Raw genomic sequence first — 18,524 nt, 5'->3', positions numbered from 1 at the left:
AGGCTGGTCTGTGTAACGGGCTATCCGGCGGGGCGATGCGCCCCGCCGGTAAGCTCGATCAGAACTCCTTGCTGGCGCGGACGCCGAAGGCACGCTTGGGCGGAGCGACGATATATTCGCCGTTCGTCCGGTTCGGGTTCCAGTTGCCATAATAGCGGCTGAAATCCGGGGTGGTATCGTTGAAGATATTGTCGACGAACACCGATGCCGACCAGCCGTCGCCTTTCAGGCCGAACTGGGTGTCGAACACCGCCTTGGCATCGAGCCGGACGCGATTGTCGAAGCGGACATATTTGCCCGAACGATAGCGGCCGCTGACTTCCAGAAAGCCCTTGGTTCCGTCTTCCATGACCGGGGCCTCGAAGCGGGTCGAGCCGCTGATCGAGTGCTTCGGAATCCATTGGACGCGGTTGCCGCCGAACTGGCGCGGGATGGCGCCTGCCACCGCCGGGAACACGTCACGGGCCAGGAAGTCCTTATACTTCGAGTCCGTGTAGGCGTAGTTGACGTCGAAGGTCACCCAATCGGTGGCCTTCAGTGCCGCACCCAGTTCGAGACCCTTCACCGTCGCCTTCCGGGCGTTGATGATATAGTTGGTCGTGATGCCCGGGAAGGCAGGGCATTGCGCCTCGGGACCGAACGGGCTGTTCTGGCCGAAGCACACGGTCGTGACCTGGATGTTGCGCCAATCGGAGTAATACACTGCCGCATCGAGCGTCAGGCGACGGTCGAAGAACCGGCCCTTTGTCCCGAGTTCGTAGGTCCAGATCTTTTCCTGCCCGAAAGGCCGGACGGCATCGGCGACGGCGCCGGTGTTGAAGCCGCCGGGCTTCGATCCCTTTGAGATCGTCGCATAGACGTTGGTGTCGGGCGTGATCTTGTAGCGGGCGCTGACGCGCGGCAGCCAGGCGTCGAAGCTGGTCTTGCCGCGGAAATTGATCGCCGCCGAACCCGAGGAGTTCAGGGCGTTGAACAGCGTCGCCGCCTCGGCCCGGATCTTCTCGTGGTTGTAGCGCAGTTCGCCGGTCAGAGTGAGCGCATCCGCGAACTCATATTCGAGCGAGCCGAATGCCGAATAGGTGTTGGTGAACAGCGACGACGGACGACCCGGAATGTTGGCGCGGGTGCCGGTGACGAACGACTGCGAACCGACGAAACGGGTATAATCAACCTCGGTGTAGTTCTCGTCGAAATAATAGCCGCCGATGAGCGCATGGAAGGGGCCGCTGTCATAGTTCAGGCGGACTTCCTGGCTGAGCTGCCGGAGCGACGTATCGCTGTCGAAGATGCCGACGCAGATCGCGGGCACGCAGTTGCGGACGCCGTTGGTGACGGTTCCGGTCGGCACATTGTCGGGCTTGTTGTCGAAGTCGAGCTTGATGCTGCCCTTGGTCCGGTTGTAGCCGGTGATCGCGTTCAGCGTGAACCCGCTGCCGAGCTCCAGTTCGCCATTGACCACACCGCGCCAGGTTTTTGCCTTGTAGCCATAATAGTCGGTGTTGGTGGAGATGCCGATCTGGCTCTGATCGAACTCCTTTTCGCCGATATAGTTGACGCCGAACAGCGTCGTGTTGGCGCGCGGAGCGATGTAGCCGGCATTGGGCTGGATATGGTCGCGCAGGTAGCTCAGCTGTGTCTTGAGTTTCAGCGCGCCGGTTTGCAGCAAGGCCGAGCCGCCCATGCCATAGGTCCGCGTGCCACCGAGATTGCGGCCGTCGCCCGGATTTTCATAATAGCCGTTGAAGTTGCGATAGGTGCCCGACAGCTTGACCGCCAACGTGTCGGCGATCACCGGTCCGGTAATGTGCGCGGTGATTTCGCGGCGTCCGCGATCACCCAAAGCGCCATCGACCTTGGCGCCGGGGGTAAAGGACGGCTCGCGGCTGATGAACTGGATCGCGCCGGCGAAGGCGCTGCGGCCGAAATAGACGGTCTGCGGGCCCTTCACGACCTCGATCCGCTCAAGATCCATCAACGCTGCGGCGGTCTGCGCGCCGGATCCGCCGAGGATCGTATTGAGCGAAACGCCGGTGACGTCGACGCCGTCGACGATGATCGCAACGTTCGAGCGGCCTTCGGTCAGCGCGATGCCGCGAAGGCTCGGCCGGATTTCGGCCGGCGAGAAGCCACGGTCCATCTGCAGACCTGGGGTCAGCTGCGCGACCTTGTCGACCGAGTTGACGCCTTTTTCGACGATGCTGCCTTCGCCCAGCGCGTTGATCGCGATCGGTACGTCGATCAACGACTCCGCGCGACGTCGCGCAGTGACGATGATCTCGGTGCCCTCTTCGGCCGCTGCCGTCGGAGCGGTCTGCGCATAAGCGCCGTTCGGTGTTCCTGTGACGATCGCAAGCGTTGCCGCCCCGACCAGATATTCCCTCTTGCGCATAAGCCCTCCCATCGCTGCCTTGCCGCAACGAAGCTACGGAGCAACCGAACTGTCACAACAAAGATGACGCATTCTGTTCGGCTGGTGAAATAAGATGTTGCGCCACTCCGCGCTATTTATCCCCGATGCCTGCTTTTTATATTTTCTTCCAAGAGGCTTAACCTCGTGCTGCCAAAACGAGGCGCTGGAAAGATTGTCGGAAGCCAAAGCACGGGGCTGCGCTTGAGGGGCATACTGGATGGCTTGGCACCCACGAAAGACGAAACTCTGGCCACCGATTCCCGGTGTGAAGCGGACGGGTCTTGGTTGAATGACGGACCCGCCGCACCGTGGCGATATCGTGAAGGCAGGCCGCAATATTCCCGTCGCCGGTGGATGGACCCACTGGACGGCGCGTGACGGGCAGATCGATTTGCGGACGGAAAAGCTGAGCGTCAGCCGTCCCTGAGTTGGCTCAGATGCGCGATCACTTCGGCCTCGCTGACCACGTCGGCATATTTGGCATTCATGTCGAACAGGTTCGCTTCATGCGGGGCAGGGTGACGGTCACCGCAGGCATCTGCGATCACGCTGGTCCGGAAGCCGTGCGACATTGCGTCGACGCAGGTCGCGCGCACGCAGCCACTGGTCGACACGCCGGCCAGCAGAACCCCGTCCACCCCCATCGATGTCAGCGTCGATGCCAGCGACGTACCGAAAAACGCGCTGGGATATTGTTTCGATACGATGAGCTCGTCGGGGTAGGGATCGAGCCCCTTCGGCCAGGCGGCCATGGGATTGCCCTGCAGGAAATAGCGCAGCGGCTTCGATTTTTCGAAGAAGCGTCCGCCGTCGAGCGCGAGCGGGTGATAGACGACGTTGGTCAGGATCACCGGCACGCCCGCCGCCCGAGCCGCTTCGCGAACACGCAGCGCGGACAACAGCGAGGCGTCGGAGCCCATGTAAAGGTCGCAGTCGGGGTTGTAATAGCCCTCGACCATGTCGATCACGATCAGCGCCAGCCGGTCGCCGAAGCCGACCCGGCGTCCGAAGGCGCGGGCATAGTTTTCGGAGAGATCGTCGCTCATTGCGTGTTCCTCAATATAGCCAGGGCTGGCGCGACCGCTGGGCGGTCTCGAATGCGTCTATGTCGGTCGAGGCGCGCGCCATTATCGTGTCGATCTCGTCCCAGCCATTGAGCAGCCGTTCCTTGGCGGAGGGATCGATCCCGAACGCGATGGAGAGCTCGCCTCGCCCGATGCGCTGGCTCGGCAGATCGACGCACAGGACGCCATCCCGTGCCGCGCGGCCGAGTTGGTCGATGCTATCCCGATCCAGGTTGATCGCGAGCAGGCCATTGCGCAGGCAATTGGCCGCAAAGATCTCTCCGAAGCTTTCCGCCACCACGCAGGAAAAGCCTGCCCCCGCCAGCGCCCACACGGCCTGTTCGCGACTTGATCCGCAGCCGAAATCTTTGCCGGCTAGCCAAATGCCCGCTCCCGCCGCCAGGGCGGGGTCGATCGGGTTGGGTACGGGGTGATCCCCGGCGTCGAAGCGCCGGTCATAACAGAGGTAGCGGCCGAGCCCGTCCTTCTCCATGATCAGCAGGAAGCGCGCCGGAAACAGGACGTCGGTGTCGATCCGATCCTCGATCAGGTGCAGCGCCGGAGCCTCGAGCGAGACGAACGGTTTCATTCGAACTGCCTCACATCGACGAGATGACCGGAAACCGCCGCCGCGGCCGCCATAGCCGGGCTCATCAGGTGCGTGCGGCCGCCGCGCCCCTGGCGTCCTTCGAAATTGCGGTTGGACGTGGAGGCGCATCGCTCGCCGGGCGCCAGCCTGTCTTCGTTCATGGCGACGCACATCGAGCAGCCCGCCTCGCGCCATTCGAAGCCGGCATCGCGGAAGATACGGTCCAGCCCCTCGGCTTCGGCCTGATGCTTGACCGGGGTTGAGCCGGGCACGACCAAGGCCCGCACATGAGCAGCCACGCGGCGACCCGCCGCAACCCTTGCCGCTTCGCGAAGGTCCTCGATGCGACCGTTGGTGCAACTGCCGATGAAGACGCGGTCTATCGGAATTTCCGCAAAGGCCGTGCCGGGAACGAGTCCCATATAATCGAGCGCGCGCCGCTGCTGGGCCCGGGCGGCATCGTCGGGTGCCATGTCCGGATCGGGAACGCGCCCGTCGATCGCGCCGGCATCCTGCGGATTGGTACCCCACGTCACCTGAGGAGCGAGGTCGGATATGTCCACCGACAATGACGCATCATAGGTCGCGCCATCGTCGCTCGGCAGCGTTCGCCAGCATTGGACAGCGGCATGAAAGGCATCGCCCTTCGGCGCATAGGGGCGTCCCTCGATCCAGGCGAAGGTGGTCTCGTCTGGCGCGACGAGGCCCACGCGGGCGCCCGCCTCGATCGTCATGTTGCACAGCGTCATCCGCGCGGCCATCGACATCGCCGAAACAGCGCGCCCGCGATACTCGATCGCGTACCCCGTTCCGAAGCCCGCGCCGAAGCGGGCGATCAGGTGGAGCGCGACATCCTTGGCACCGACCCAGGCAGGGAGGTCGCCGCCGATGCGGACTTCCATCGTCCTAGCGCGCTTCTGGACGATGCACTGCGTCGCGAGGACGGTGGCGCAGTCGCTGGCACCGATGCCGAAGGCGAGCGCGCCGAAGGCGCCATGCGTCGAGGTGTGGCTGTCGCCGCAGGCAAGCGTGATGCCGGGGAGGGTGAAGCCCTGTTCTGGCCCGATCACATGCACGATGCCCTGTCGCGGATCGTCGAGCGCGATATGGGGGAGGCCGAAGTCACGGGCATTGTCCGCAAGCCGCGCAACCTGTGCCGCGGCGAGCCCGGTCAGAGCCTCGCTGCGCCCGTCGCTGGGCACCGCGTGGTCCGGAACGGCGAGGCTGCTCTCGGGGCGGCGTGCGGGTCGGTCACGATCACGCAGCGCGAGGAAGGACTGATGGGTGCTCACCTCCTGAAGAAGATGACGGTCGACGTAGAGCAGGGCGGACCCATCTCCCATGTCCGTCACGACGTGGGAGTCCCAGAGCTTGTCGTAAAGTGTGCGCGGGCTCATCGGACTAGGCAGCGACTCTAATGATGACCCGACCGACGTCCTTGGCGCCCTCGCCGGTGAGGAGCGCAAAGGCTTCCCCGATCTGCTCCAGCGGAAAGCGGGCTGATATGGTGGGAGACAAGTCGATCCTGCCTTCGGCGATCAGCCGCAGGGCGCCCGCCTGGTCCGGGCCGCCGCGCACACCGACTACGCGCAACTCCCGGTTGACGATGTCCCAGTTCGTGACCGGGAGCGCGCCGCCGCCGGTCAGCGCCACTACTGCTCCGGGCGCCGCGATCTTGAAGGCCTGCGCCATGCCCCAGTCGCTGGCCGAGGTTTCGACGACGCCGGCAAAGCCATTGGGGAAGGTTTCCAGCACGGAGGCCGATATGTCCTCGCCATGCGCGGAAATGCCGAAGACGCGCTCTGCGCCCACGGCGACGGCCATGGCCACCTTGGCCCCCCGCCCCCCGATCGCTACCGGCACCAGTCCGATCGCGCGGGCCGTGGCGATCGCACCCTGTCCCATCGCGCCGACCCCAAGGATCGCAACTGTCGATCCTTCGGGCAGTCCCAGCTTGTCGAAAGCATTCAGCGCATCGACCACGCCGGTGAGCATCGCACCCGCTTCGTCGCTTACGCCCTCGGGCATCGCGCAGAGCTTTCGCGCAGAGACCAGGGTGAAGTCCTGAGCACAGACCTGGCGCACATAGCGGCCAAGATCCGGGGAAAGGCACAGGTTCGTGCGCCCGACCATGCAATTCGCGCAGGTGCCGCAATTGTCGAGCGATTGCGCGGTTACCCGCTGACCGACCGTGAAGCCCGATACATCGGGGCCCAGTGCCGCTATTTCTGCCGAGAAATCTGCACCGATGCCGATCGGATAGTTCGCCACATAGCGGCCGCCTCGATTGTGATAGACGCCGAGGCAGGTGCCATAGGGCGAATAGGCCAGGACGCGCACGAGCACTTCGCCCGGCCCCGGCACGGGCACCGGAACCTTGTCGATGCGCAGATCGGCTGGACCGTGCAGGCGGGCCGCGCGCATCACGGACGCGCGAACTGCCAGATCAGGATGGTGCAACCCGGTTCGGAGCATGTTGCGCCAAGCAGGGGGGTGTCGACGTCTCCGGTCGTATAGTCCTGGGGTACGAAGTCGCCGGCGGCGCCGTCGATCGATCCGCTCAGGATGAAGGCTTCCCACTCCGTACCGAGCGCAGCTGCGGTACCGTGCCAGCCCGCCGGCACCTCGGCGATGACGGTCCGCGCGCCCGATTCCGGGTCGGCGCTCAGCGTCTTGATGCGCCATTCGGCAGGGAAGGCGGGATCGGCCTTGGCGACGACGTCCGCCACCGAAAGGCTGAACACATGTCCACGCGGGTCGTGCGCGCCGGGCAGGGGATATTCGATCGGCTCGGCTGGTTCGTGAACCAGATTGAGGACGAGTATGCCGTCGCTGCGGGTCAGCGCCATGGCGCCGATATGCGACTTTTCGTCATGGCCGTGGACGATGCGCGCGGGGCGATAGAAATAGTCGCCCTGTTTCCAGTAATGAACATCGTCGAGCGTCACGGAACCCTCGAGCATGTACACTTCCTCGACCGCATCATGATAATGGGCGACGCCGCCGCCGCGCCAGTTTTCCGGAATCCCCACGATCGAGGTCACATGACCGGTCGCTGCATCGAGACCGAGCAGGCGCCGACGCAGGCCGTGCGTGCCAAGCGGCTCCCATGGCATCTCGGAAGCGCGGATCCTCTGCAGCGGATATTCGGTCTTGCGCATGACACCCATGATCAGAACTCCTCCATAAGGCGGCCGAAGCCCTCCTTGCGATCCATCACGCCGTTTGCACGCAGGGCGTGCCAATAGGTTGCGGTGTTGATGGCGATCACCGGCTTGCCCAGCCACAGCTCAGCTGCGGCGGCGATCCTCATGGCCGAAACATTGGTGCCACATTGTATAAGGGCGTCGACGTCGTCACCGTCCAGTGCACGAAACGTGTCGCGGATGGTCTGCGGCGTCTGCTCGGCTATGGCGAGCCAGGACGGGCATTGCAGCGGGATGTCGCGCACGGTTTCATAACCGTGGTCCGACAGGAAGTTGCGGACTTCGGTGTTGGCGGTCGGATAATAAGGCGAAAAGAACGCGACCTTGCGGATGTTCGGACCATAGGCCTTCAGTGCCGCGACGACGGCTTCGGAACCGGTGGAGACGCCCAGGCCGGAAACCCGTTCAACGTCCTGGCGCCACTTCACCGCTCCTTCGGCTCCGCCGAAGAAGGTGACCGCAGACATGCCCATCACCAGATAGTCGGGCGCGCAGGTGAGCACGCCCTTCACCGCATCGATGGTGTTGTTGCTGATCTCCCAGGCGCCAGCCATGAAGCTCTCGTTCGACACCGCCTTCGCGTTGTCGACGACGATACGGCTGTAGTGGTTGGTCACCCCCGCAGGGCGCAGATCGTCGAAGTCCGGCTGCACGACGGTGTTGGTCGATGGGCCGAGCACACCGAATTTGAGGCGGTAGCCGAGAACGTCCCGGTTGGAACGCTGAATGGGGGGGGCGATGCGCAAATCGGTCACTGGACGCTCTCCGCTTCTTCGAGGCTCTCAAACATCGCCTGGCGCAGCATATACTGCCGGCGCAGATCGGGATCCGCATGAATGGCCGCCATGCGCTGGCGCCGCTGTTTCGTCACCTCGTCGGCGCCCTGTTCCATCAGAGCCATGTTCTCGATCGTCTGGGCCTGAATGAAACTGTGCGTAACCGTTCGCCGCTGGCGCTCGAACAGATCGAGCAGGCCGGCGTCGCCGCCCTTGCGCAGGATGCGGTGGATCTTGTCGGCTAGGTTCCACGCATCGTGGATGCCGCTGTTCATGCCGAAGCCACCCATCGGACTGTTGAGATGCGCAGCATCGCCGATGATCGCCATGCGTCCCTTGCGGAACCGGTCGGCGACGCGCTGATGGACGCGATATATCTGACGATAATCGGATTCGACCGGTTGGTCTCCGAGGAGTCGTCGGAATACGTCGGCCGCTTTGGCGTCCGAGGTAAGCTCCTCATTGGTTGCATTGCCGTCGGCGGGGACGAGTACCCGCCAGAATTTCGGGACGCGCAGCAGGACCAGCCATTCCTCGGGGTCGGAGATATAGTTCACATAGGAAAGGTCGGGAACGATGTCCTCGATCGGGAACTGTGTCGAGATGCTGAGGAATTTCTCTTCGTAGGTGAAGCCATCGAACTCGGCGCCGATCAGCCTGCGCACGACCGATCGCGAGCCGTCGGCTCCGACCAGAAACTTGGCTGCGACCTCAACGATCTCGCCATTCTGCTCGATCTGGGCGATGATCTCGTCGCCATTATCACGTGCATCGATCAGCGGTGTGTTGAAGAGCAACTCGACATTGGGGTCTTGCGCCAGCCGGTCTGCGAGCATGCTCGCCATGTAGAATTGCTCGCACTGGAGGCGGAACGGATATCGGGTTCTGTCGGCAATTTCGCTCAGGTCGAACTCGAGCCGTTCTCCGCTCTGCCGGTCTCGCCATTGATAGACGGGCGCCTTGAGCCCCTGGGCAATGAGCGGCTCGGCAGCGCCGATCTCGTCGAGCATCTCGAGCGAGGCTGCGTGGAACGTCGAGGCGCGCAAATCATGCGCGCAGGTCGACTGCTCTTCGCACAGCATCACCGACAATCCCTGAGAAGCCAGTCGCGCGGCGCACACCGTCCCGACGGGGCCGGCCCCTATCACCAGCACTTCGACTCTACGCATCTTTGGGTCACTCACCTCTTATCGATCACGTCGCCACATTGGCACCTTGCCATCCGATTTAGCCAATCGCTTGCTGCGTTTGTTCACCTGATGAAACCGCTTCGGCGCGCTTTTCTCTGCGCTTGACTTGCAAGCGTCGCGCGCGGACGTTCGCAGCATGGAAGACGAAGAAAGCCCCGAAAAGGGCGGATCCATTCGTGCGATCAGCCGCGCCATCGCCGTGATGCAGGCGATCAACCGCCACGGTGCGCTGACCCTCACCGAGATTGCCGAAAATGCGCAGATCCCGCACCCGACAGCGTTTCGCATCGTTCGGACATTGCTCGAAGAGCGGCTGATCGAACGCGAACCCTCCCGCAAGCGCTATCGGCCCACCGCGCTGATCCAGACCTTGTCGTGCGGTTTCCAGAATCATGACCGCCTGGTCAGTATCGCGCGGCCCCATATCACGCGGCTCACCCGCCTGATCGACTGGCCGATCAGCGTCGTCACGCGGGTAGGGCAGGCGATGGTGGTGCGGGATTCGACCAGTGCGCTGACTTCGCTGACCTTCAACAACTACTATCCCGGCTGGCAGGTGCCCCTGCTTCCATCGTCATCCGGGCGCGTCTATTTCGCCTTTGCGTCGCCCGAGGAGCAAGAGGAACTGATCAAGGCCTATCGGGCCAACCAGCGCGGTGTCGACAAGCTGACGCTTCGGGAATTCGAAAGCGGCGAGGCGACAGCCAAGATCCGGCAACAGGGCTATGCAGCGGTGACGCGGACCCAATATTCGGCCAATCCCGGAAAGACCTCTTCGATTGCGGTGCCGATATTCGAAGGCGATAGACTCCTGGGGGCGCTCACCATGGTGTTCTTTGCCAATGCGCTTTCGATCCCGGATGCCATCAAGCGTTTCATCGATCCGCTGAAGGAGTGCTCCAGGGCAATCGGCGAGGAGATGGCCCGCGAGTAGTGCCTCAGGCTTTGGCCGCTGCTCGCCGCCGAAGGGACATGGCTTCCCTCCGAAACAGCAGGCCTGCCGCCAGGGCGATCACGATCATCGCGCAGCACAGTGCGAAGCCCTGCTGGTAGCTGCCGAAGCGGTCGTAAAACATGCCGGCCATCCAGACGCCGCAACCCGAGCCCACGGCTTCCAGCACGATGAACCAGCCGGTGAGTTGCCCGAGCTTCGGTCCGGCGAAAAAGTCCGCGATAACGACCTGGGTCAGCACATAGCAGCCCGCCCAGCCGAGCCCGAGCAGGGCCAGGCCAGGCCAGGCGAAGGCAGGCTTGCCGAGAGTAAGAAGGACTGCGCCGCCCAGCAGCAGCGCATGTTGCGTCGACCAGACGGTCTGAACACCCCAGCGCTCCGCTGCCGCACCCACCAGCACCTTGCCGACCAGGCCCAGCGTGAACACCAGCGTCATGCCGCCCGCCGCAGTGCGCGGGCTCAGCCCAATATCCTGAAGATGCAGGAACAGGTTGAGGAGGAAGGCCGTCGATCCGAAGAAGGTGCCGAAGGTCGCGATGATCAGCAGCGTGACGCCAAGCGAGCTGCGCGGCGTAGAGACCGTCGATACGGGGCGTTCAGATTCTTCGCCCGTCGCTTCGATGCGGTCGCTGGGCGGACGAAGCAGAAAAGCCGCCAGCGGCAGGATCAGGAGCGGGACGATCGCGAGCGAGGCGAGAAGGTGGCGCCAGCCCATATGCTCCTGAGCGAGAACCATCAGTGGCGGAAACAGCGAGGCTCCGATGCTGGTGCCCGACAGCGCGACAGATGTGGCGAAGGCGCGGCGTGTTTCGAAACGCTCGCGGATCAGCAGGACGATGATCACGACATGTGCGCTGGCGAAGCACAGTCCGAACAAGATGTAGAGAGCGTATATCTGTCCGATGCTGGTAGCCTTGCTGTAGGCGTACAGCGTCGCGCCCAAAAGCAGCAGACCTGCGATCACCACGCGCCGCGGAGCGACGTAGCGGGTGAGGATGCCGATCCCGAGTCCGGCAAGGCCGGAGGAGATAAGAAAGATCGTCTCGCGTAACTTGAGATCGCCTCGGGAAATGCCGAGTTCGGCAAGCAATGCCTTGTCGAGCGTGGGCAGTCCCGAACTGATCGTCCCGTGGCAGATGGTCATGACCAGCAGGAGGCCGCAGACCAAAGTCCATCCGCGCCGATCGGTCCCGCTCTGCATCGTCATAGTGCCGCCCATCCTACCATCGCGCTCACATTAGGGCGATGCCGGGCTGGGGACAGTATCCCGATCCTTTCTTTCGCTAGGCGAACGCCACTGCATCGTCGGGTTGAGCGGGGCTGCCGTCCGATTAACTGCCGGATCGAGGAGATTGAGATGGCCGACCCAAGACTGTCCGAAATGCTGCAGGCTGGCCGGTTCGTCGTGGCGCCTGGCATTCAGGACATGATCACAGCGACTATTGCGCGCGAAATCGGGTTCGACGCCGTCTATGGCAGCGGGTACTGGCTCACCGCTTCGGCTTATGGCTTGCCAGACGCCGGCATAGCCTCGGTCACGCAGATGACCGATCGGATGGCGACCCTGGTCGCCAGCTCCAACGCGCCGGTCATCGCCGACGCCGATACCGGCTATGGCGGCCTTCTGAACGTCCACCATACCGTTCGCGCCTATGAAGCGGCCGGCGTTACGGCGATCCAGATCGAGGATCAGCAGTTCCCGAAGAAGTGCGGGCATACGCCCTACAAGCGCATCGTCCCCATCGAGGACATGGTCGAGAAGATCAAGGTCGCCGTGGACGCGCGAGGCGATTCCAATTTCCTCGTGATCGCGCGCACGGACGCCATCCAGAGCGAGGGTTTCGACGGCCTCCGCCGTCGGATGGATGCCTATGCCGAAGCTGGTGCGGACATTCTGTTTCCTGAAGCGCTGGCGAGCGAAGAGCAGATGCGGATCTTCTGCGCCGGCGTCGACACGCCCGTCCTCGCGAACATGGCGTCGGGCGGCGTCACTCCGATCCTGCCGCCCGAGCGGCTGGAAGAGATCGGCTTCTCGCTCGCGATCTTTCCGGCCTTGGCCAGCCTCGTCTCCGCCGCTGCCGTCGAAGACGCGCTCCGTGCGCTCAAGGGCGGCGACGGTTCGGGTGGCGAACGGCGACTGTTCGATTTCCAGCGCTTCTGCTCGTTGATCGGGTTCGAAGACGTGTGGGCGTTCGAGCGCAAATGGGCGCGACCCGAAGCCTGAAAACTGATTTCCATCCTGGAGTTTACCGACATGGCTATCTGGCTCAAGCGTGGCGCAAAGGCTGCCGAGAAGAAGGCGATCGATGCAGGCGTTCGCGAAACGGTGGAACGCACCTTGGCCGACATTGCCGCGCGTGGCGATGCGGCGGTGCGAGAGCTTTCGCAGAAGTTCGACAACTGGTCGCCCGAATCCTTTCTGCTGTCCGACCGGGAAAAGCAGGAGTGCATCGATCAGCTGACTTCTCAGGATCTCAAGGACATCGAGTTCGCCCAGGCGCAGGTGCGCAATTTCGCGCGGATCCAGCGCGAGAGCATGAAGGACGTCGAGGTCGAGACGATGCCCGGCGTCGTGCTGGGGCATAAGAATATCCCGGTCAACGCGGCCGGATGCTACGTTCCCGGCGGCAAATATCCGTTGCTCGCTTCTGCGCACATGTCGGTCATTACGGCCAAGGTTGCGGGCGTTCCCCGCGTGATCAGCTGCGCACCGCCGTTCCAGGCCCGTCCGGCACCCGCGATCGTCGCCGCACAGGTAATGGCCGGTGCCGACGAAATCTATGTACTCGGCGGCATCCAGGCCGTCGGCGCGATGGCGTTGGGAACGCAGTCGATCGCGCCGGTCGACATCCTCGTCGGTCCGGGCAACGCCTTCGTGGCCGAAGCCAAGCGTCAGCTGTACGGCAAGGTCGGGATCGATCTCTTCGCCGGGCCTACCGAGACGCTGGTCATCGCCGACGAGAGCGTCGATGGCGAACTCTGCGCGACGGACATTCTCGGACAGGCCGAACATGGCCCGGACAGCCCGGCGATTCTGCTCACCACGTCCGAGGCGCTGGCGCGCGAGACCATGGCCGAGATCGAGCGCCTGCTGACCATCCTGCCGACGGCGCCCCATGCGCGTCGCGCCTGGGAAGATTATGGCGAAGTGATCGTCGCCGAAAGCGACGAGGAGATGGTTCGCATCGCCGACGAGATCGCGTCGGAGCATGTCCAGGTGATGACGGCCGACCCCGACTATTTCCTCGACAACATGACCAATTACGGCGCGCTGTTCCTCGGTCACCGCACCAACGTTTCCTATGGTGACAAGGTGATCGGGACGAACCACACGCTGCCGACCGGCAAGGCGGCGCGCTACACCGGTGGTCTGTGGGTCGGAAAGTTCCTGAAGACCTGCACCTATCAGAAGGTCCTGACCGACGAGGCATCGACCCTCGTCGGCGAATATTGCTCGCGGCTCTGCGCGCTGGAGGGGTTCGCGGGTCATGGCGAGCAGGCGAACATCCGCGTTCGTCGCCATGGCGGGCGCGATGTGCCTTACGCCGGTCGCGCCGAGCCGGTGACCGCCTGAACCGCCAAGGACCCGGTCGGAAGGCCGGGTCCGCCTATATTGCGGGCCGTTTGGCGTCCGGCTCCAATGTGATCGACCATGGTCCGTCATGCCATTCCAGCAACAGGCATCCGCCCACGCTCCGTTCGGCGAAGCCATGGATGGCAAAGGCCGGGTTCCAGAGGAACGAGCCTGCGCCCATCGGCCGGCTCTCGTCGGGCTGGATGTCCCCTTCGAGGCAGAAAATCTCCTCGTGGACGGGATGCCAATTGGGGCCCCCGCCGACGAAGCCCCCCGGCACGCGGAGCAGGCGCGTATCGGCGCCGGTCAGTGGATCGAGCCAGAGCACGCGCCGCTCGAATCCCGCGAACGGCTTGCCGCCGATAACCGGGGTGAAGGGCTCGATCGCGAAAACATCGTCGTTGACCAGGAAGGTAGGCTTGCGAGTTGCGGTCGCCGCAGACGGCGCGTCGAGGATCACGATCAGTTCACAGCCCTCTTCCGACCCGCAGGAGGCCTGGTGCCCGCCTCCGATCACGATCCACGCGCCGGCCGAAAGAGCGCGCCCCCCGATCTCGAAGGTGCCGGAACAAACGTAGATCTGGGTCAGCGGCGCAGCGCCCGCGACACCGCTCCATCCTGTGGGCAGCGTGACGAGACCGCTGCGCAGCGATCCGTCATCGAGTGTTCGCAGGGGGCGCAGAAGCGCAGGCGCAGCGCCCCACATTTCGAAGGGCTCGACCGCGATCTGGTGATCATGCCGGCATTCCGAAATGTCGATCCGAAGTGTCTCGTTCACCGCAGGGTCTCGCTTCGCTTGCTGGAGTCCGTCCATGCGCGCGCGCCCGGCAAATGGCGACCCCCTCCGGACGAACCCTCGCGTGGCGAAAAAACTCGCGGTTGTTCTGTCGCGGTTGCGCTTCGGTGATAAGGTCCCCGCGTCCGAAGGAAGGGAGATTTGCCATGCGGCCGCGGATCGAGGCTCTGGATGTCGATGCGATGGACTGGGCGCCGCTCGGACCTGCCGGACTCTACAGCAAGCTTTTGAGCCGCGACCCCGAGACGGGCGCGCGCACCGCCCTGCAGAGGCTTTGCCCCGCTGACGGCTATGAAACCCCCAAGGTGGCCCATTTCCATCATACCTATGAGGAAATACTCGGCGTCGAGGGCGATTTCAGTTTCGACAGCCGGCTCTGGGTGAAGCCCGGTACCTATGTGTTCCATCCGCCGATGACCGTCCATGGTTTCAAGAGCGCTATCCGGGCGGAATCGCTGTTCCTCTCGCGGGTCGGCCGTGATCTCGACTTCAACTTCGTGCCCGAGCCAGCCAAGACCGACCTCTATACGGTCGAGGGCGCGAGTCCGCCTCGAACGCCCGTGGCGATGCGCGACCCCGTTGCAGACAAGGGATGGGCAGCGGGCGCTTTCCTGGGCAGCGCGGCCGAGATCTGTGTGCTGAGCGCCGACCCGGAGACCGGTGAGGGGAGCGCCCTCGTCAAGCTTCCGGCGGGCTGGGCAAGCCGAACGCGCAGTCTGCCCACCTATGTCGAGATGTTCGTGATGGAAGGCGGCCTCGCGGTCGACGGAGGAGCGATGGGGCCGCGTCACGCCTATTTCTTCTATCCACCGGACGAGGTGATCAGCCCGCTCGCGACCGCAGGCGAGACGCTGCTCTATGTCAATTTCGGCGCGTCGATAGGGTTTTGAAGCGATGGCGACTGCTCTGGTCACGCATGCCGGTACCCGCTTCGGGCTGATCGCGGCCGAAATTCTTGCCGGACGGCGCGATCGGATACTCTTGTCCGTCGATCCCGACTGCGCGGCAGAGATCCGCGCCCGGCTCGCCGCCTTGCCCGGCGCCGAACTGATCGACGCCGACTGTGCCATCGAGGGCGATTGGGACAGGATCGCCGAGAGCGTCGGCGCCGACGGGGGGCTGGATCTGCATATCCATTGCCCGCATCCTGCCCTCGACCAGGTGAAGGCGGAAGTCGCGCTTCATTCCGCCTGGCTCGCGGCGCGCAATGCGAACCGGGTGATGCGAGGGCAGGGGACCCTGCTCGTCCAACATCTTATATCGGAGCCGGATGCACCGGGCGGGGCGCCCGAACTCGAGGCGGCCGCCAGCGGGGTCGAACGGGCATTGGCCGGGGCGCTGCTCGACGCAGCCAAGGCGGGGCTGATCCTCCGGTCGAACCGGCTCGGCTTCCCGGTATCCGCCGACGCTGCGCATGTTCGCGCGGCCACGCAATTGCTGGTCGACGAGCGCAGCCGTTTCATGACGGGCGGCGAGATCATGCTCGACGGGCGAGCGGCCATTGGCGGATCCTCGGCGCGTCTCGACGGAAAGACGATCCTGATCACGGGCGCTACTTCGGGTATCGGCCGCGCTACCGCCGTCGAGATGGGCCGGCTCGGCGCCTTCGTCGCGGTCGGCGGCCGCAAGCTGCATCTCGCCGAGGAGACGCTCGCTCTGGTGCGTGCGGCAGGCGGCGACGGCATGACCATATCGCTCGACGTCACCAGTGGCGAGGCGTGGGCGGCCGCGACGAAGGCCATCGTCACGGCGCGCGGTGCCCTCCACGGCCTCGTCAACAATGCGGGCGAGCAGAAGAACGGCACGATCGCCAGCTTGAGCCAGGCCGATCTCGGCTTCCTCGTCGACATCAACTATCGCGGCACCCGCAACGGTATGGATGAAGCGCTCCAGCCGATCGCTGCAAGCGGCGGCGGTGCGATCGTCAACATCGCGTCGGTAGCGGGAATCCGTGCTGGCTATGGTGCCTCGGCCTATGGTGGTTCGAAGGCGGCGATGATCGGGCTCAGTCTCGCTTATGCTCGCCGGTTCGCAACCACGGGCGTTCGGGTGAACGCGCTGCAGCCCGGCTTCATCTGGAGCGACAGCGTGGTCGATTCGCTGGGCGTCGAGGGCGCCGCCAATTTCCGCGCCATGATCGAGCCGCGCACACCGCTCGGCCGTGTAGGATCGCCGGAGGATGTTGCGGGAATGATCGCCTTCCTGCTGTCCGACGCTGCCGCCGCGATCAGCGGGCAGGCGATCACGGTTTCGGGCGGGCTCGAGCTCAGCTTTCCCTGATTCATTCGTCGTCGTTCGGCGGCGGATGCGAGAGAACGAACTGCAAAGGGGCACCGTACGGCACGCCTTAATTGCCAAACGGCAAATCATCGCTGATCGCTTGGCGCCTGCGCCGGTCTAAGCTGGGCGGCCAGCACTTCGCGTGCTGCTCAACGGTGAGGAGAGGATATGGCAGAGGTGATCGCGGCGACGCAGTCGGGCAAAGTGCGTGGTGAAGCCATCAATGGCGTGCGCCGCTTTCTCGGCATCCCCTACGCGGCTTCCCCCACCGGCGCGCGCAGATTCGCGCCACCCGAGCCCGCGCCGGCATGGGATGGCATCCGTAATGCAACCGTCCCAGGACCGACCGCGCCGCATCGCTTAGGCGATGCATGCAACTGGCGGGCGCAATCCACCCAGCCAGAGTCCGAAGCGCCTGTTGTTTTGTTACGAAGAGAAGAGGTTTTGCTTTCTCGAGGAGAACCACGGCGTGGACCAAAGTTCAGGATCGCCATTTCAGCCGTGTGCGTTCATCGGGACCCCACGAGCCACCACCTTCATCGCCATTTCCAGTGATTCAGCGCGAATGGGCTGATGCGCGATTATCTCAATGGCTCCGGCCCGCCCTAAACCCAGAGATTCGATGCGAACGATTATTTCGAACCCATTGTCCGGCGCTCGTAACAGGGCCCGCACTTCCCCGGAGCTGATGTCTAGGCGCTCACCAACCAATGGTACCGCAACAGAAATCTGGTCGGTATAAGAGGGCCAGCTACGCTGGGCTTCATATGCCCTGATTGCAGCCAGGTCGAAATCACCGTGATATGGTTCGTCTGCCACCTGCGGTAAATCGACCACAAGCATGGCCAATCCACATTCATTGACACCTGTCCAGGCGACGGCGTCGTCCTCGACGGCATCCTCAATTCCCTCGGGTACCAACAGCACCACGTCACGCGAAGCAAGGCCGAAGCCCGCCCTCAGGGCTGCCTGCGACACACGTGCAACGTCTAGGTCGGGGCCGAAACGATGCGTTCGGTTGTCATTGCTTGGTGATTGCAAAATAGCTTTCTCCTAGCCCTGCAACCGAAGCGCGCAACTTGTAGAGCTCAAGTGCCTGTGCAGCAGGCGCAGCCCTGAAGTCGTACCACGGTAGGCTTCCCGCGATACGCCAATAGCCGAAACCCTGATCGAGCAGAATGATGGCTTTGCTCCCGTCAGTGTATTCCAATTCCATCTTCCGCCCGTGGATAGTGCGGTCAATTGCTTTGAGAGAGACGGAGAGTCCAAGCTTTGTCCCCAAAATCTGGGCGACATCCTCTCGGTCCTCTTCAAGATACCAGTCGCTGAAAATTCGGTTGGGAATACGGTCCTTTTTCAACGATTGCACTATAACATGGACTTCGGCCGTGGTGGCATGAAGCTCTGACGCGAGAGCTTCACAGGTTCGAAGAAACAAAAGCATCGGCAAAGGCGCGTTGAGGTATCGGTCGGAATAAGAAATTCGAACCAGTTCACTCGGTCGCCAAATTCCGGCTGCTTCCATCTGCTGCTTCAATTTCGCACCAAAGCGTTTGCCAAACTGAGTAGCCCCTAGATTTCTGGACGCCTTCCATCCTAATTTTGAGGACAGGAGGCGACGATGGGGAAGCCCAATTTCAGCGATGAGTTCAAGCGTGATGCGGTGGCCCAGATTACCGAGCGGGGT

General features: G+C 63.5%; 19 protein-coding genes. 7 read left to right on the top strand and 12 right to left on the bottom strand.

Annotated features, from left to right (window positions below; translation table 11 throughout):
* Nucleotides 1-58 precede the first annotated feature (58 nt).
* Nucleotides 59-2,389: a TonB-dependent receptor gene (locus KAY22_RS13165; RefSeq protein WP_296623913.1), complete on the bottom strand. Its 2,331-nt coding sequence runs from the start codon at nucleotides 2,387-2,389 to the stop codon at nucleotides 59-61.
* Nucleotides 2,390-2,699: 310 nt separating this feature from the next.
* Between KAY22_RS13165 and KAY22_RS13160 the strand changes: the two genes are divergently transcribed.
* A complete protein-coding gene (locus tag KAY22_RS13160) occupies nucleotides 2,700-2,837 on the top strand; it encodes a hypothetical protein (RefSeq protein ID WP_296623912.1) in 138 nt (45 codons plus the stop codon).
* Here KAY22_RS13160 and KAY22_RS13155 read toward each other — a convergent pair.
* The 7 genes from KAY22_RS13155 to KAY22_RS13125 are packed head-to-tail and all read right to left on the bottom strand — an operon-like array spanning nucleotide 2,824 to nucleotide 9,214.
* The gene (locus tag KAY22_RS13155; RefSeq protein ID WP_296623911.1) at nucleotides 2,824-3,456 is read right to left on the bottom strand and encodes an isochorismatase family protein; all 633 of its coding nucleotides are present in this window, start codon (nucleotides 3,454-3,456) and stop codon (nucleotides 2,824-2,826) included. The genes KAY22_RS13160 and KAY22_RS13155 overlap by 14 nt on opposite strands.
* Nucleotides 3,457-3,466: 10 nt before the next feature.
* The gene (gene leuD, locus KAY22_RS13150; RefSeq protein WP_296623910.1) at nucleotides 3,467-4,063 is read right to left on the bottom strand and encodes a 3-isopropylmalate dehydratase small subunit; all 597 of its coding nucleotides are present in this window, start codon (nucleotides 4,061-4,063) and stop codon (nucleotides 3,467-3,469) included.
* Nucleotides 4,060-5,460 (bottom strand): 3-isopropylmalate dehydratase large subunit, encoded by a 1,401-nt coding sequence (gene leuC / locus KAY22_RS13145; RefSeq protein WP_296623909.1) that lies wholly within the window; start codon nucleotides 5,458-5,460, stop codon nucleotides 4,060-4,062. Before leuC ends, leuD begins: the two co-directional genes overlap by 4 nt.
* Nucleotides 5,461-5,464: 4 nt before the next feature.
* On the bottom strand, nucleotides 5,465-6,487 hold the full coding sequence (locus KAY22_RS13140) for an alcohol dehydrogenase catalytic domain-containing protein (RefSeq protein WP_296623908.1): 1,023 nt from the start codon (nucleotides 6,485-6,487) through the stop codon (nucleotides 5,465-5,467).
* Entirely contained in the window at nucleotides 6,487-7,233 is a 747-nt protein-coding gene (locus KAY22_RS13135) for a hypothetical protein (protein ID WP_296623907.1), read from the bottom strand. The genes KAY22_RS13140 and KAY22_RS13135 overlap by 1 nt, the downstream gene beginning before the upstream one ends.
* A 2-nt stretch (nucleotides 7,234-7,235) precedes the next feature.
* Complete coding sequence (locus KAY22_RS13130) at nucleotides 7,236-8,024, bottom strand: arylmalonate decarboxylase (RefSeq protein WP_296623906.1); 789 nt, start codon at nucleotides 8,022-8,024, stop codon at nucleotides 7,236-7,238.
* Nucleotides 8,021-9,214: an NAD(P)/FAD-dependent oxidoreductase gene (locus KAY22_RS13125; protein ID WP_296623905.1), complete on the bottom strand. Its 1,194-nt coding sequence runs from the start codon at nucleotides 9,212-9,214 to the stop codon at nucleotides 8,021-8,023. Before KAY22_RS13125 ends, KAY22_RS13130 begins: the two co-directional genes overlap by 4 nt.
* Before the next feature lie 157 nt (nucleotides 9,215-9,371).
* Here KAY22_RS13125 and KAY22_RS13120 point away from each other — a divergent pair, with 157 nt between their 5' ends.
* On the top strand, nucleotides 9,372-10,169 hold the full coding sequence (locus KAY22_RS13120) for a helix-turn-helix domain-containing protein (RefSeq protein WP_296623904.1): 798 nt from the start codon (nucleotides 9,372-9,374) through the stop codon (nucleotides 10,167-10,169).
* A gap of 4 nt (nucleotides 10,170-10,173) precedes the next feature.
* Here the strand turns inward: KAY22_RS13120 and KAY22_RS13115 are convergent, their stop codons facing one another.
* Nucleotides 10,174-11,394, bottom strand: coding sequence for an MFS transporter (locus KAY22_RS13115; protein WP_296623903.1), 1,221 nt, complete (start codon nucleotides 11,392-11,394; stop codon nucleotides 10,174-10,176).
* A 150-nt stretch (nucleotides 11,395-11,544) separates the two neighbouring features.
* Here KAY22_RS13115 and KAY22_RS13110 point away from each other — a divergent pair, with 150 nt between their 5' ends.
* Together KAY22_RS13110 and hisD are read left to right on the top strand one after the other, a co-directional pair.
* The gene (locus tag KAY22_RS13110; RefSeq protein ID WP_296623902.1) at nucleotides 11,545-12,411 is read left to right on the top strand and encodes an isocitrate lyase/PEP mutase family protein; all 867 of its coding nucleotides are present in this window, start codon (nucleotides 11,545-11,547) and stop codon (nucleotides 12,409-12,411) included.
* 30 nt (nucleotides 12,412-12,441) lie between these two features.
* Nucleotides 12,442-13,761, top strand: coding sequence for a histidinol dehydrogenase (gene hisD / locus KAY22_RS13105; protein WP_296623901.1), 1,320 nt, complete (start codon nucleotides 12,442-12,444; stop codon nucleotides 13,759-13,761).
* A 34-nt stretch (nucleotides 13,762-13,795) separates the two neighbouring features.
* Here the strand turns inward: hisD and KAY22_RS13100 are convergent, their stop codons facing one another.
* Nucleotides 13,796-14,539, bottom strand: coding sequence for a hypothetical protein (locus tag KAY22_RS13100; protein WP_296623900.1), 744 nt, complete (start codon nucleotides 14,537-14,539; stop codon nucleotides 13,796-13,798).
* Nucleotides 14,540-14,703: 164 nt separating this feature from the next.
* On the opposite strand from KAY22_RS13100, the gene KAY22_RS13095 reads away from it, so the two are divergent.
* From KAY22_RS13095 to KAY22_RS13085, 3 genes are all read left to right on the top strand, one after another.
* Nucleotides 14,704-15,447: a hypothetical protein gene (locus KAY22_RS13095; RefSeq protein ID WP_296623899.1), complete on the top strand. Its 744-nt coding sequence runs from the start codon at nucleotides 14,704-14,706 to the stop codon at nucleotides 15,445-15,447.
* A gap of 4 nt (nucleotides 15,448-15,451) precedes the next feature.
* Complete coding sequence (locus KAY22_RS13090) at nucleotides 15,452-16,837, top strand: SDR family oxidoreductase (RefSeq protein ID WP_296623898.1); 1,386 nt, start codon at nucleotides 15,452-15,454, stop codon at nucleotides 16,835-16,837.
* A gap of 168 nt (nucleotides 16,838-17,005) precedes the next feature.
* Nucleotides 17,006-17,392 carry a carboxylesterase family protein gene (locus KAY22_RS13085; RefSeq protein WP_296623897.1) on the top strand — a complete coding sequence of 129 codons (387 nt, stop codon included), beginning with the start codon at nucleotides 17,006-17,008 and terminating at the stop codon, nucleotides 17,390-17,392.
* On the opposite strand, the gene KAY22_RS13080 is transcribed toward KAY22_RS13085, so the two are convergent.
* Entirely contained in the window at nucleotides 17,333-17,815 is a 483-nt protein-coding gene (locus tag KAY22_RS13080; RefSeq protein ID WP_296623896.1) for a hypothetical protein, read from the bottom strand. The genes KAY22_RS13085 and KAY22_RS13080 overlap by 60 nt on opposite strands.
* A gap of 43 nt (nucleotides 17,816-17,858) precedes the next feature.
* On the bottom strand, nucleotides 17,859-18,524 hold a 666-nt coding region (locus KAY22_RS13075; RefSeq protein WP_296623895.1), incomplete at its 5' end, for a hypothetical protein.

The organism is Rhizorhabdus sp. (genome assembly GCF_018006725.1).
Classification (GTDB): domain Bacteria; phylum Pseudomonadota; class Alphaproteobacteria; order Sphingomonadales; family Sphingomonadaceae; genus Rhizorhabdus.
The sequence above is the reverse complement of the archived record's forward strand: the minus strand, read 5'-3'. Positions and strand labels throughout refer to the sequence as shown.

Excerpts from the sequence above, each read along its gene's own strand:
- hisD (WP_296623901.1), top strand. The coding sequence starts at position 12,442 with ATGGCTATCTGGCTCAAGCGTGGCGCAAAGGCTGCCGAGAAGAAGGCG.
- leuD (WP_296623910.1), bottom strand. The coding sequence starts at position 4,063 with ATGAAACCGTTCGTCTCGCTCGAGGCTCCGGCGCTGCACCTGATCGAG.
- KAY22_RS13090 (WP_296623898.1), top strand. The coding sequence starts at position 15,452 with ATGGCGACTGCTCTGGTCACGCATGCCGGTACCCGCTTCGGGCTGATC.
- KAY22_RS13095 (WP_296623899.1), top strand. The coding sequence starts at position 14,704 with ATGCGGCCGCGGATCGAGGCTCTGGATGTCGATGCGATGGACTGGGCG.
- KAY22_RS13115 (WP_296623903.1), bottom strand. The coding sequence starts at position 11,394 with ATGACGATGCAGAGCGGGACCGATCGGCGCGGATGGACTTTGGTCTGC.
- leuC (WP_296623909.1), bottom strand. The coding sequence starts at position 5,460 with ATGAGCCCGCGCACACTTTACGACAAGCTCTGGGACTCCCACGTCGTG.
- KAY22_RS13120 (WP_296623904.1), top strand. The coding sequence starts at position 9,372 with ATGGAAGACGAAGAAAGCCCCGAAAAGGGCGGATCCATTCGTGCGATC.
- KAY22_RS13140 (WP_296623908.1), bottom strand. The coding sequence starts at position 6,487 with ATGCGCGCGGCCCGCCTGCACGGTCCAGCCGATCTGCGCATCGACAAG.
- KAY22_RS13110 (WP_296623902.1), top strand. The coding sequence starts at position 11,545 with ATGGCCGACCCAAGACTGTCCGAAATGCTGCAGGCTGGCCGGTTCGTC.
- KAY22_RS13160 (WP_296623912.1), top strand. The coding sequence starts at position 2,700 with ATGACGGACCCGCCGCACCGTGGCGATATCGTGAAGGCAGGCCGCAAT.
- KAY22_RS13135 (WP_296623907.1), bottom strand. The coding sequence starts at position 7,233 with ATGGGTGTCATGCGCAAGACCGAATATCCGCTGCAGAGGATCCGCGCT.
- KAY22_RS13085 (WP_296623897.1), top strand. The coding sequence starts at position 17,006 with ATGGCAGAGGTGATCGCGGCGACGCAGTCGGGCAAAGTGCGTGGTGAA.
- KAY22_RS13125 (WP_296623905.1), bottom strand. The coding sequence starts at position 9,214 with ATGCGTAGAGTCGAAGTGCTGGTGATAGGGGCCGGCCCCGTCGGGACG.
- KAY22_RS13165 (WP_296623913.1), bottom strand. The coding sequence starts at position 2,389 with ATGCGCAAGAGGGAATATCTGGTCGGGGCGGCAACGCTTGCGATCGTC.
- KAY22_RS13155 (WP_296623911.1), bottom strand. The coding sequence starts at position 3,456 with ATGAGCGACGATCTCTCCGAAAACTATGCCCGCGCCTTCGGACGCCGG.